This is a genomic window from Modestobacter sp. SYSU DS0904 (assembly GCF_054051115.1).
The window spans coordinates 1-11,374 of record NZ_JBJHAQ010000064.1; the positions used below are offsets into that span (position 1 = coordinate 1).

11 protein-coding genes and 2 tRNA genes are annotated in these 11,374 nt (G+C 74.6%); 4 read left to right on the forward strand and 9 right to left on the reverse strand.

The features are described 5' to 3' along the window. Positions 1-290: 290 nt before the first annotated feature. Both ACI79U_RS20950 and ACI79U_RS20955 read left to right on the forward strand, forming a co-directional pair. Positions 291-1,685: a cystathionine beta-synthase gene (locus tag ACI79U_RS20950; RefSeq protein WP_457072220.1), complete on the forward strand. Its 1,395-nt coding sequence runs from the start codon at positions 291-293 to the stop codon at positions 1,683-1,685. Next, positions 1,682-2,821: a cystathionine gamma-synthase gene (locus tag ACI79U_RS20955; protein ID WP_457072218.1), complete on the forward strand. Its 1,140-nt coding sequence runs from the start codon at positions 1,682-1,684 to the stop codon at positions 2,819-2,821. The genes ACI79U_RS20950 and ACI79U_RS20955 overlap by 4 nt, the downstream gene beginning before the upstream one ends. Positions 2,822-2,887: 66 nt before the next feature. On the opposite strand, the gene map is transcribed toward ACI79U_RS20955, so the two are convergent. Beyond that, positions 2,888-3,658 (reverse strand): type I methionyl aminopeptidase, encoded by a 771-nt coding sequence (gene map / locus ACI79U_RS20960; protein ID WP_457072216.1) that lies wholly within the window; start codon positions 3,656-3,658, stop codon positions 2,888-2,890. Positions 3,659-3,703: 45 nt separating this feature from the next. Here map and ACI79U_RS20965 point away from each other — a divergent pair, with 45 nt between their 5' ends. Further along, positions 3,704-3,967, forward strand: coding sequence for a helix-turn-helix domain-containing protein (locus ACI79U_RS20965; RefSeq protein ID WP_457072214.1), 264 nt, complete (start codon positions 3,704-3,706; stop codon positions 3,965-3,967). A gap of 71 nt (positions 3,968-4,038) precedes the next feature. Further along, positions 4,039-4,920: a glycosyltransferase family 2 protein gene (locus ACI79U_RS20970; RefSeq protein WP_457072212.1), complete on the forward strand. Its 882-nt coding sequence runs from the start codon at positions 4,039-4,041 to the stop codon at positions 4,918-4,920. On the opposite strand, the gene ACI79U_RS20975 is transcribed toward ACI79U_RS20970, so the two are convergent. The 8 genes from ACI79U_RS20975 to ACI79U_RS21010 all read right to left on the reverse strand — a co-directional run bounded on the left by ACI79U_RS20975 (position 4,898) and on the right by ACI79U_RS21010 (position 11,233). Beyond that, positions 4,898-5,767, reverse strand: a complete 870-nt coding sequence (locus tag ACI79U_RS20975; protein WP_457072210.1) for a polysaccharide pyruvyl transferase family protein — start codon at positions 5,765-5,767, stop codon at positions 4,898-4,900. The two genes, ACI79U_RS20970 and ACI79U_RS20975, sit on opposite strands and share 23 nt — an antisense overlap. Positions 5,768-5,808: 41 nt before the next feature. Continuing rightward, a complete protein-coding gene (locus ACI79U_RS20980; protein WP_457072208.1) occupies positions 5,809-6,096 on the reverse strand; it encodes a GNAT family N-acetyltransferase in 288 nt (95 codons plus the stop codon). A 104-nt stretch (positions 6,097-6,200) separates the two neighbouring features. After that, positions 6,201-7,361 (reverse strand): galactokinase, encoded by a 1,161-nt coding sequence (gene galK, locus ACI79U_RS20985; RefSeq protein WP_457072206.1) that lies wholly within the window; start codon positions 7,359-7,361, stop codon positions 6,201-6,203. Further along, positions 7,358-8,494 (reverse strand): galactose-1-phosphate uridylyltransferase, encoded by a 1,137-nt coding sequence (galT, locus tag ACI79U_RS20990; RefSeq protein ID WP_457072204.1) that lies wholly within the window; start codon positions 8,492-8,494, stop codon positions 7,358-7,360. Before galT ends, galK begins: the two co-directional genes overlap by 4 nt. 109 nt (positions 8,495-8,603) lie before the next feature. Beyond that, a tRNA-Met gene (locus ACI79U_RS20995) sits at positions 8,604-8,680 on the reverse strand. Between the two features lie 105 nt (positions 8,681-8,785). Continuing rightward, a complete protein-coding gene (locus ACI79U_RS21000) occupies positions 8,786-9,478 on the reverse strand; it encodes a GAF and ANTAR domain-containing protein (RefSeq protein WP_457072202.1) in 693 nt (230 codons plus the stop codon). 304 nt (positions 9,479-9,782) lie between these two features. After that, positions 9,783-10,907, reverse strand: a complete 1,125-nt coding sequence (locus ACI79U_RS21005) for a TerC family protein (RefSeq protein WP_457072200.1) — start codon at positions 10,905-10,907, stop codon at positions 9,783-9,785. Between the two features lie 252 nt (positions 10,908-11,159). Further along, positions 11,160-11,233 (reverse strand) — tRNA-Met (locus tag ACI79U_RS21010). Positions 11,234-11,374: the final 141 nt, after the last annotated feature.

Below are 11,374 nucleotides of genomic sequence, written 5' to 3' on the forward strand. Positions count from 1 at the left end.
GAATACACACCCCCGCCCGCCCGCCGGGTATGCCCCGCCCGCGCCGGGGGGGCGCGGGGGCGGGGCGCGGGGGGCGGGCCCCCCCCCCGCGCCCGGTACCCGTCCAGCAGCACCTGCCCAGCATGGGCGCGGTCTCCGCACCGCGCCTGTGGAACAGCCGGCACCTGCCTGGGGTGGCGCGTGGCCCGGCGGGCCTCCCACCGGGCGCGCCCGGACGGGCACGGAGTGGTGGGATGGGGGCACCGCCGGCGGCGCGATCCGTCACCGGCCCGAGCGCCGCAGGAGACCCCGTGCAGTACGCCGAGTCCGTCGTCGAGCTGATCGGCGGCACCCCGCTGGTCCGGCTGAACAAGGTGACCGAGCACCTGGGGCCCGACGCCCCGCTGGTGCTGGCCAAGGTCGAGTACCTCAACCCCGGCGGGTCGGTGAAGGACCGGATCGCGCTGCGGATGGTCGAGGCCGCCGAGGCGTCCGGGGCGCTGCGGCCGGGCGGCACGATCATCGAGCCCACCAGCGGCAACACCGGCATCGGGCTGGCGATCGTCGCCCAGACGCGCGGCTACAGGTGCATCTTCGTCTGCCCGGACAAGGTGGGCCAGGAGAAGATCAACGTGCTCAAGGCCTACGGCGCCGAGGTGCACGTCTGCCCCACCGCCGTAGACCCGGCCGACCCGCGCTCCTACTACTCGGTCTCCGACCGGCTGGCCCGGGAGACCCCGGGTGGCTGGAAGGCCGACCAGTACGCCAACCCGAACAACCCGCGCTCGCACTACGAGACCACCGGGCCGGAGATCTGGACGCAGACCGAGGGGGAGATCACCCACTTCGTCACCGGCGCGGGCACCGGCGGCACCATCTCCGGCGTCGGCCGCTACCTCAAGGAGGCCAGCGACGGCCGGGTCCAGGTGATCGGCGCCGACCCGGAGGGCTCGGTCTACTCCGGCGGCACCGGCCGCCCCTACCTGGTCGAGGGCGTCGGCGAGGACTTCTGGCCGGAGGCCTACGACAAGTCGATCGCCGACGAGATCGTCGCGGTCTCCGACGGTGACTCCTTCGCGATGACCCGGCGGCTGGCCCGCGAGGAGGGCCTGCTGGTCGGCGGCTCGTGCGGGATGGCCGTCGTCGCCGCGCTGCGGGTGGCCGAGCGGCTGACGAAGGACGACGTCCTCGTGGTGCTGCTCCCCGACGGCGGGCGCGGCTACCTGAACAAGATCTTCAACGACCAGTGGATGGCCGACTACGGCTTCCTCACCGAGTCCGGTGGGGAGACCGTCGGCGAGCTGCTGTCCACCAAGGCCGGCGAGACACCGGCGCTGGTGCACACCCACCCGACCGAGACGGTGCGCGACGCGATCGACATCCTGCGCGAGTACGGCGTCAGCCAGCTCCCGGTCGTGAAGGCCGAACCGCCGGTGACCGCCGGCGAGGTGGTCGGCTCGGTCGCGGAGAAGACGCTGCTCGACGCCCTGTTCACCGGCCGGGCCACGCTGGCCGACCCGGTCGAGCGGCACATGTCCCCGCCGCTGCCGATCATCGGCTCCGGCGAGCCGGTGACCGCGGCGGTGAGCGCCCTGGGCGACGCCGACGCACTGCTGGTGCACGTGGACGGCAAGCCGGCCGGCGTCGTCACCCGGCAGGACGTGCTGGGCCACCTCGTCGGCATCACGCCTACGGTCGGGCCATGAGCGGTTTCAACACGCGCGCCATCCACGCCGGCCAGGAGCCCGACCCCGCGACCGGCGCGGTGATCCCCCCGCTGCACCTGACCACCACCTACAAGCAGGACGGCGTCGGCGGGCTGCGCGGTGGCTACGAGTACAGTCGCAGCGCGAATCCCACCCGGGACACCCTGCAGACGGCGCTAGCCTCGCTCGAGCAGGGCACCCGGGGGCTGGCGTTCGCCTCCGGGCTGGCCGCGGAGGACACCCTGCTGCGCACCGTGTGCCGCCCGGGTGACTCGATCGTGCTCGGCGGCGACGCCTACGGCGGCACCTACCGGCTGATCTCCCGGGTGCTCCAGCCGTGGGGCGTCACCCACTCCCCGGTCGACCTCAACGACCTCGACGCCGTCCGCGCCGCGGTCGCGCCGGAGACGGCGCGGGTGATCTGGTGCGAGACGCCGAGCAACCCGCTGCTCAACGTCTCCGACATCGCCGCACTGGCCGAGATCGCGCACGCCGCGGGCACCCTGCTGGTCGTCGACAACACCTTCGCCAGCCCGTACCTGCAGCAGCCGCTCACGCTGGGCGCCGACGTCGTCGTGCACTCGACGACGAAGTACCTGGGCGGGCACTCCGACGTCGTCGGCGGGGCCCTGGTGGTCTCCGACACCGAGCTCGGTGAGCGGCTGGCCTACCACCAGAACGCGATGGGCGCGGTCAACGGCCCGTTCGACGCCTGGCTGGTGCTGCGCAGCCTGAAGACCCTCGGCGTCCGGATGGACCGGCACAGCGCCAACGCCGGCCGGATCGCCGAGTGGCTGCTGGAGCACCCGGCCGTGGGCGACGTGCTGTACCCGGGGCTGCCGCAGCACCGCAACCACGAGATCGCGGCCAAGCAGATGTCCGGCTTCGGCGGGATGATCTCGTTCCGGCTGACGGGCGGCGAGGAGGCCGCGCTGCGGGTGTGCGAGCGGACGACGGTGTTCACCCTGGCCGAGTCGCTGGGTGGCGTGGAGTCGCTGATCGAGCACCCGCACCGGATGACCCACGCCAGCGCCGCCGGCTCGCCGCTGGAGGTGCCCGCCGACCTGGTGCGCCTCTCGGTGGGCATCGAGGACGTCGACGACCTCCTCGCCGACCTCGACCAGGCCCTCGCCTGATCGCCGTTGTGCGCTCGCTGTCGGTTCCTCGGCTGAGGAGCGACGGTGAGCGCACAACGGCGGGGGTCAGCGCGGGGCGGTGAGGATGCGGGGGCCGTCCTCCGTCACAGCCACCGTGTGCTCGACGTGGGCGGCGCGGCTGCCGTCGGCGCTGCGCAGCGTCCAGCCGTCGGCGTCGACCCGGTAGTCGTCGCTGCCGCCGGCCAGGAACCACGGCTCGATGGCGATCACCAGGCCGGCGCGCAGCTTCAGCCCGCGGCCGGCCCGGCCCTCGTTCGGCACGCTGGGCGCCTCGTGCATGGACCGGCCGACGCCGTGGCCGCCCTGGTCGGTGTTGATGCCGCACCCACCGGCCCGGCCGACCGCACCGATGGCGGCGGAGATGTCTCCGATCTTGTTGCCGACGACCGCCGCGGCGATCCCGGCGGCCAGCGCCCGCTCGGTGGTCTCCACCAGCTGGACGTCCTCCGGCCGGGGCGTGCCGATCGGGTAGGTGCGGGCCGCGTCGCCCACCCAGCCGTCGAGGGTGGCCCCGGCGTCGACGCTGAGCAGGTCGCCGTCCTCGAGCTCCTGGGACGTCGGGATGCCGTGCAGGGCCACGTCGTTGACCGACAGGCAGAGCACGCCGGGGAACGGCGGCGTGCTGTGCAGCGGCGCGTAGCCGAGGAACGGCGAGGTGGCGCCGGCATCGGCGAGGACCTGGCGGGCGACGGTGTCCAGCTCGGTCAGCCGCACCCCTGGTGCGGCCAGCGCGCGCACCGCGGCGTGCATGTCGGCGACCACCGCACCGGCGGCGCGCATGGCGTCGATCTCCCCGGGTGTGCGCAGCTCGATCATCTGTAGTCCTTCCGGGATTGGTATCCCGGTATTACTATCACGCCCATGGTCCGACCACCGCTGAGCCCCGAGGAACGCGAGCGCGGCCGCCGACTGGGTGCCCTGCTCCGCGCGGCCCGCGGGGACCGGTCGCCTGCCGAGGTCGCTGCCGCCTCGGGCGTGAGCATGGAGGCGCTGCGCAAGATCGAGACCGGCCGGGTGCCGACGCCGGCCTTCTTCACCGTCGCTGCCCTGGCCCGCGTGCTCGACCTGCCCCTCGACGAGCTCGCCGGCGCCCTCGACGACACCGGCACCGTTCTCTCCGCCTGACGTGGCCGGTCGCACACCCGTGCCCGCGGCGTCCAGGTGCGTGCGCCCGGCGGGCGGGTAGCCCCCTCGGCGTGAGCGAGCACCGCGTCAGCGTCGTCATCGCCACCCGCGACCGGCGCGAGTCACTGCTGCGGTCGCTCGCCCGGCTCGACGACGGCGGGCACCCGGTGATCGTCGTCGACAACGCCTCCTCCGACGGCACCGCGGCCGCGGTCCGCGCGCGGCACCCGCGGGTCGGCGTCCTGGAGCTGCCGGCCAACGCCGGCGCGGTCGCCCGCACCGACGGCGTCCGGCGGGCGACGACGCCGTACGTGGGGTTCGCCGACGACGACTCGTGGTGGGAGCCCGGTGCCCTGCATCGGGCCGCCGACCTGCTCGACGCCCACCCGCGCGTCGCGGTGCTCGTCGGCCGGGTGCGGCTGGCGCACGACGGGTCCGACGACCGGGTGTCGGTCAAGCACCGGGCCGCGGTGCTCGGCCGCTCGCCCGGCGTCCCGGGCCCGGACGTGCTCAGCTTCCCGGCCTTCGCCGCCGTGGTGCGCCGGGACGCCCACCTGGCCGTGGGCGGGTTCTCCCCGCTGCTGTTCTTCGGCGGCGAGGAGCACCTGCTGGCCCTCGACCTCGCCGCCGCCGGCTGGCAGCTGGCCTACGCCGACGACGTCGTGGCCTGGCACGACCCGGCCGGCCCGGACCAGCCCTCTCCGCAGCGCTGGGCGCAGCAGACCCGCAACGACGTGCTCGTCGACTGGCTGCGCCGACCGGTGCCGGTGGCGCTCGCGGCGACCGCTCGGCTGGCCCGCCGCGCCCTGCGCGAGCCGGCCGCGCGCTCGGCGCTCGCCGGCGTGCTGCGCCGGCTGCCCGCTGCCCTGCGGCAGCGCCGGCCGGTGCCCGCGGAGCTGGCGCGGCGGTTCGCCGCCGCCCAGCGCCCGCTCAGCCCCGCAGCCGGCGGGTGAACCAGTCGCGGGCGGCCGCGTTGCCCTCGGCGCCACGCCGCTGGGCGGTGGCGATCTCCTCGGTCAGCGTGCCCGACAGCGCGTGCTCGAGCGCGGCGTCCAGCGTGGCCGGGTCGATCTCGCCGGCCCGCAGCACCACCGGCCAGCCCAGCGACGCCGCCTGGGCGCTCACCTTCGCACCGCCGACGATCGCGTCGCAGGCGATCACCGGCCGGCCGTGCGCCAGCCCCAGGACCAGCGCGTGCAGCCGCATGCTGAGCACCACGTCGGCCCGCCGGATCAGCGCCTCGACCTGGGCGGGGAAGCGCTCGTGCGGCTTCTCGAACAGGTCCATGGTCAGCTCGAACCACGGGATCGCCCGGGCACCGAGCCAGCCCTCGATCGCCGCCCGCACCTCCCCGGCCCGGCTGCGGTCGCCGTACTCCTCCTGCGGCGGGGCGAAGGCCACGGCGATGACCGGGACGTCGGGGGTCGCCGCGGCGATCGCGAGGTCGGGCCGGGCGATCCCGGGGGCGTCGCGCTCCCACACCTGGTCGAACAGCGCGCGACCGGCGTCGGAGACCACCGAGACGTTCACCGCCCAGCGCTGGGCGGCAGCGAAGGCGCTGGTCAGCTCGCGGAGCAGCGGGGTGTCCGACAGCGGGCCGCTGACGAACACCAGGTGCGTGTAGTCGGCCGGGTCCAGCTCCCGCCAGTCCGGGCCGCGCTGCAGGTAGGGCGCCCAGGCGACGTCGTGGTCGACCTCGAGCTCACGGAGCCAGCCGGTGACGACGTCGGCCCCCAGCTCGTCACCGATGGTCGCGATGACCTCGTCGAAGCTGAACCACCCGGCGACCAGGACACGCATGCGCCCAGCCTCTCAGGCGGGCCGCAGCCCGGTGCAGCCGGTCAGCTCTCGGCGGCGACCAGGTCCCGGTACTCCGGGTGCCGTTCGATCCAGCCGCGCACGAAGGAGCACATCGGCACGACCGTCTCCCCCTTGCTGCGGACGTCGTCGAGCGCGGCCCGGACCAGCGTGCTGCCCAGCCCGGAGTTCTCCTCGCCGCTGTCGACCTCGGTGTGGGTGAACACCACCTGGTTGCCACGCCGCTGGTAGGCGGCCTGGCCCAGCAGTCGCTCGCCGTCGCGGATCTCGTAGCGGCTGTCCTCGGGGGCGTCGGTGACGGTGGTCTCCATGCCGATGCCAACCCGCCGGGCCGGAGCGCTGTTCCCCGGGGGGCGGCCCCCTTGCAGGGGCCCGCCGCGAGCTTGCGAGCGGTGGGGGGCAAGGGGGTCCTTCATCAGGACAGCCGGTGCGCCGCCGGGCCGGAGGTGACGGTCAGCGTCGCGGGCTCGGTCAGCCCCTGCGCACGGCAGGCGGCGACGACGGCGTCGCTGATCGCCTGCGCGTCGCCGGGGTGGATCAGGGCGATGGCCGAGCCGCCGAACCCGCCGCCGACCATCCGCGCCCCCAGTGCACCCGCCGCGCGGGCGGCCGCGACGACGACGTCCAACTCCACCGCCGACACCTCGTAGTCGTCGCGCAGCGAGGCGTGCGAGGCGTCCAGCAGCGGGCCGATCTCGGCCACCCGGCCCGCCCGCACCAGTTCGACCACCCGGTCGACCCGCTGGTTCTCGCCGACGACGTGCCGGGTGCGCGCCTGCAGCCGCGGGTCGACCAGCCGGTCGACGTCGGCCTCGGTGGCGTCGGAGAGCCACTCCAGGCCCAGCTGCCGGGCCGCCTCGTCGCAGTCGGCGCGCCGCTGGGCGTACTGGCCGTCGGCGAGGGTGTGCTTGACCCGGGTGTCGATGACCAGCAGCGCCAGCCCGGCGTCGGCCAGGCCCAGCTGCACCGGCTCGGTGCGGAAGTCGCGGGTGTGGATGAGCAGGGCCGAGCCCTCCTCGGCCAGCAGCGCGACGGTCTGGTCCATGCCCCCGGTGCCGGCGCCGACCACCTCGTTCTCGGCCCGGATCGCGGCCCGCACGAGCAGGTGGCGGAGCTCGGGATCGTCGGCCCGGCCGGCCAGCTCGACGGCGGCGATCGCCACCGCGGCCTCCAGCGAGGCGGAGCTGGACAGGCCCGCACCCAGCGGGACGTCGCTGCTCACCGCCAGGTCCAGGCCCGGGACGTCGATCCCGGCCTGCCGCAGTGCCCACAGGGTGCCCGCGGCGTAGGCGGCCCAGCCCTCGACCTGCCCCGGCCCGAGAGCGGCGAGCGTGCCCTCGAACGTCGCTGCGTCCGGGTCGGTGCTGACCAGCCGGACGACGTCGTCGTCCCGGCGGCGCACGGCCGCGGCGGTGACCCGGGTCAGCGCCATCGGCAGGCAGCGGCCGCCGTTGTAGTCGACGTGCTCACCGATCAGGTTGACCCGGCCCGGCGCCGTCCACACGCCGTCCGGCTCGACGCCGAAGGAGTCCCGGAGGGTCGCCGCGGCCAGGTCGGCCTGGTCCTGCGCGGTCACGATGCGACCTCGCGCAGCCGGTCGGCGATCCGCTCCGGCGTCGTGTCGTTGATCCAGGCGCCCATGCCCGACTCCGAGCCCGCCAGGTACTTGAGCTTCCCGGGCGCCCGCAGCAGCGAGAACAGCTGCAGGTGCAGCCGGCCGAGGTCCCGGTCCGCGCCGGTGGGGGCCTGGTGCCAGCCGGCGATGTAGGGCACCCGGTCGACCCCGGGGTGGAACCGGTCGACCCGGCGGAGCAGCTCCTGGTAGACCACGGCCAGCTCGGCCTTCTCCGCGTCGTCCAGCGCGGCGAGGTCGGGGACGTCGCGGTGCGGGGCCAGGTGCACCTCCACCGGCCAGCGGGCCGCGCGGGGCACGTAGGCGGTCCAGTGCTCACCGGCCAGCACGATCCGCCGGCCCTCGGCCTGCTCGGCGCGCAGCACGTCGGCCAGCAGGTTGCCGCCGGTCGCCGCGCGGTGCCGGCGGGCCTGCTCGACCAGCTGACCGGCGCGCGGCGGGAGGAACGGGTAGGCGTAGATCTGGCCGTGCGGGTGGGTCAGCGTGACGCCGATCTCCTGGCCGCGGTTCTCGAACACGAACACCTGGGCGATCCGCGGGTCGGCCGAGTGCGCGGCGGTCCGCTGCGCCCAGGCCTCCACCACGGTGCGCATCCGCTGGGCCGGCAGGTCGACGACGGAGGCCTCGTGGTCGCTGGAGAAGACCACCACGTCGCAGTGCCCGTACGCGGGACCGTCGGCCGGGCCGAACGGCGCGGCGGCCCCGTCGGGGCCCACGGCGGCCGGGGCGAAGCTGGGGAACTGGTTGGCGAAGACGACCACGTCGTACTCGCTGTCGGGCACCTCGCTCGGGTGGTCCGGGTCGCGGGTCGGGTCCAGCGGGCAGTCCGCGGCCGAGGGCAGGAAGGTCCGGTTCATCCGGTGCCCCGCGATGGTCACCCACTCCCCGGTGAGGACGTCGTAGCGCACCTCACCGGCGCGCGGGGTGCCCTCCAGCGGCCGCTGGTCGACGGCCGAGTGCACGGGCCCGGCCCGGCGCTCGTCGTCGAAGTAGAGGATCGGGCGACCGTCGGCGAGCACCCGCTCGGTCAGCTGCCCGGCCCAGCCCTGCGGCGCCTCTGGCGACCCCGGTCCCATCGACTGCGTCCTCTCCGTCCCGGGCGGCCGCCGGTGCCCGGGGAACCGGGTCGGTGCCGCCACACAGACCGAAGGCCCGGTCACCATGACGGTGACCGGGCCTTCGGGTTGGTAGCGGGGACAGGATTTGAACCTGTGACCTCTGGGTTATGAGCCCAGCGAGCTACCGAGCTGCTCCACCCCGCGTCGGTGAGATCAGGTTACCCCACCTCACGACCGGATGCGAACCCGGGGTCCCCGGGCCCGGATCGGGCGGGCGGGCGGGCGGGCGGTACCCGGGTCCCCGATGCGCTAGCGGCCGGGGACCTCCCCGGTCTCAGTCAGCCGCCGGGCGACCTCCCGCAGCTTGGTGTTGGTGTCCTGCGAGAGCCGGCTGAGGATCGAGAAGGCCTGCTCGGGGGTGACCTTGAGCCGTTCCATCAGGATGCCCTGCGCCTGCCCGATCAGGGTGCGGGTCGCCATCGCCGTGCGGAGGTTCTCCTCGTTGAGCGCCCGGCGCAGCGCAGGCGCCGCCTGTGCCGCGAAGGCCTGGCCCTCGCCACGGTCCTCCGAGTCGAAGGCCCGCACCTGTGGTGAGAAGAGGTTCAGCGCTCCCAGGCTGCCGTCCTGGGTGAACAGCTGCAGGGAGAGGACACTGCGGATGCCGGTCTCCTCGGCAGCCTTGCTGGACCAGCGGGGGTACTGCTCGTCAGTGGTCAGGTCGTCGATCTGCAGCACCTCGTGATCCCAGATGGCGTCCAGGCACGGCCCCTCCCCCAGCTCGTACTGGAGCCGGTCGGCCCGCACGGCCCGCTCGTCGCTCGCGGCGGCCGTCTCCACCTCCCGGTTCCGGCGGGTCAGGGAGACGCTGACGTAGACCTCCGGCTTCAACGTGGCCGCGGCCGCCTCGACCACCCGCTGGACCATGTCCTCCACGTCCGGCTCGGCGAGCAGGGCACGAGTGATCGCGGCAAGCCGCTGGTCGAAATTCCGTTCCTCGGCCACACGGGGCTCCCTGGATCGATCGCTGATGCCCCTGGTCTGAGGACGGTGCGAACAGGCGCGATGACCCTGCGCCGTCACCGTAACCTCCGCGTACCGGGCGCAGCGTCCGCGGGGCTGGAGGTCAGGGGTCACCCCGACCCCGCACTCCCTCCCGGCCTCCGTTCCGGCTGCCCACGGCGGGACGGCCGCCCGCCCGACGTCGAGCGATGACCGCGGGAGGCGAGCTCCGAGGCGACGGGGCTGAGACCGGTCTGGTCAGGCACGTCGACCGCCGCACTGCCCGGAACGCACCCGCGGTTCGTCCTCAGCTGCGGCCTCTCCCCCGGGAGGCATCGGCGTCCGGATCCGTCCGGCGCCTCTCCGGGGGGCCGCCGGGGTGGCTCACGTGGCCCGTCTGGTGCTCCGGGTGCTCCTCGCCACGCCGGTCGTCGCGGGTCGCGTAGAGGCTGGTCGCGGTCACCAGCGCGAGGATGCCCACGATGACCCCGAGGGAGAGCAGGGTCGGGATCTCCGGCGTCGCCGGCCACACGCCGTGCGCCCAGTGCAGGACCAGCTTGACGCCGATGAAGCCGAGGATGGCGGCCAGGCCGTACCCCAGGTGCACCAGCTTGCTGAGCGCGCCCTGGAGGACGAAGTAGAGCGCCCGCAGCCCGAGCAGGGCGAAGGCGTTCGTGGCGAACACCAGGAACGGGTCGCCGGTGATCCCGTACACGGCCGGCACGGAGTCGACGGCGAAGACGACGTCGGTGGCCAGGACGGCGACCACCACCAGCGCGAACGGGGTCGCCGCACGCCGGCCCGCCTGCTGCACGAACATCCGCGGCCCGTGGTAGCTCTCGACCACCGGCATGAACCGGCGCAGCAGCCTGACCGACCGCATGGAGGAGACGTCGAGCTCGTTCCCGTGCCCGGACCGCTGGTCGCGCAGGACCTTGACCGCGGTGAGCAGCAGGATCGCCCCGAACAGCAGGAAGGCCCAGCTGAGGTTCTGCAGCGCCGCCGCCCCCAGCGCGATGAAGATCCCGCGCAGCAGCAGGGCGCCGACGATGCCGTAGAGGAGCACCCGCTGCTGCAGATCGGCCGGCACGGCGAACGCCGACAGCAGCAGCATGAAGACGAACAGGTTGTCCACCGAGAGCGACTTCTCGACCAGGTAGCCGGTCAGGTACTCCAGGCCGGTCTGGGAGCCGTACTGGACCCAGATGAAGACGGCGAAGGCCAACGGCAGGGCGACGTAGAAGACCGACCAGCCCACCGCCTCGCGCATCGACACCGCGTGCGGCCGGCGGGTGACCGCGAAGTCGAGCACCAGCAGGGCGATGACGGCGGCGATGGTCGCCGCCCAGAGGGTCGGCGTGCCGATCGTCTGCAGCGTCGGGGCCGGCGCCTCCGGGAGGGCGGCGAGCACTGCGTCGCCGGACGCGGTCATCGACATGGTCCTCCTCGCACGACAGCCGTCCGTGCGCAGCCACGCGCGGAGGGCCCGCCCAGGCACCGACTCCTGGATGCGGCGTGCACCCCGCGCCGCGGCGCCGGGATCGTGCCCAGACGTGCCCGCCCTCACCTGGGCGCAAACAGCACCGGGGCCAGGGCCGCCCCGCACCGGGGGTCGGGACCAGCCGGACGGGCCGGACATGACGGAGGGCCGGTCACCATGACGGTGACCGGCCCTCCGGACGAGTAGCGGGGGCAGGATTTGAACCTGCGACCTCTGGGTTATGAGCCCAGCGAGCTACCGAGCTGCTCCACCCCGCGTCGGTGAGACAACTGTACAACAGGTCCTTCCGGCCCTGCGGAGGGGGGGGGGGGGGGGGGGGGGGGGGGGGGGGGGGGGGGGGGGGGGGGGGGGGGGGGGGGGGGGGGGGGGGGGGGGGGGGGGGGGGGGGGGGGGGGGCG

Excerpts from the sequence above, each read along its gene's own strand:
- ACI79U_RS20955 (WP_457072218.1), top strand. The coding sequence starts at position 1,682 with ATGAGCGGTTTCAACACGCGCGCCATCCACGCCGGCCAGGAGCCCGAC.
- map (WP_457072216.1), bottom strand. The coding sequence starts at position 3,658 with ATGATCGAGCTGCGCACACCCGGGGAGATCGACGCCATGCGCGCCGCC.
- ACI79U_RS20965 (WP_457072214.1), top strand. The coding sequence starts at position 3,704 with ATGGTCCGACCACCGCTGAGCCCCGAGGAACGCGAGCGCGGCCGCCGA.
- ACI79U_RS20975 (WP_457072210.1), bottom strand. The coding sequence starts at position 5,767 with ATGCGTGTCCTGGTCGCCGGGTGGTTCAGCTTCGACGAGGTCATCGCG.
- ACI79U_RS20980 (WP_457072208.1), bottom strand. The coding sequence starts at position 6,096 with ATGGAGACCACCGTCACCGACGCCCCCGAGGACAGCCGCTACGAGATC.
- galT (WP_457072204.1), bottom strand. The coding sequence starts at position 8,494 with ATGGGACCGGGGTCGCCAGAGGCGCCGCAGGGCTGGGCCGGGCAGCTG.
- ACI79U_RS21005 (WP_457072200.1), bottom strand. The coding sequence starts at position 10,907 with ATGACCGCGTCCGGCGACGCAGTGCTCGCCGCCCTCCCGGAGGCGCCG.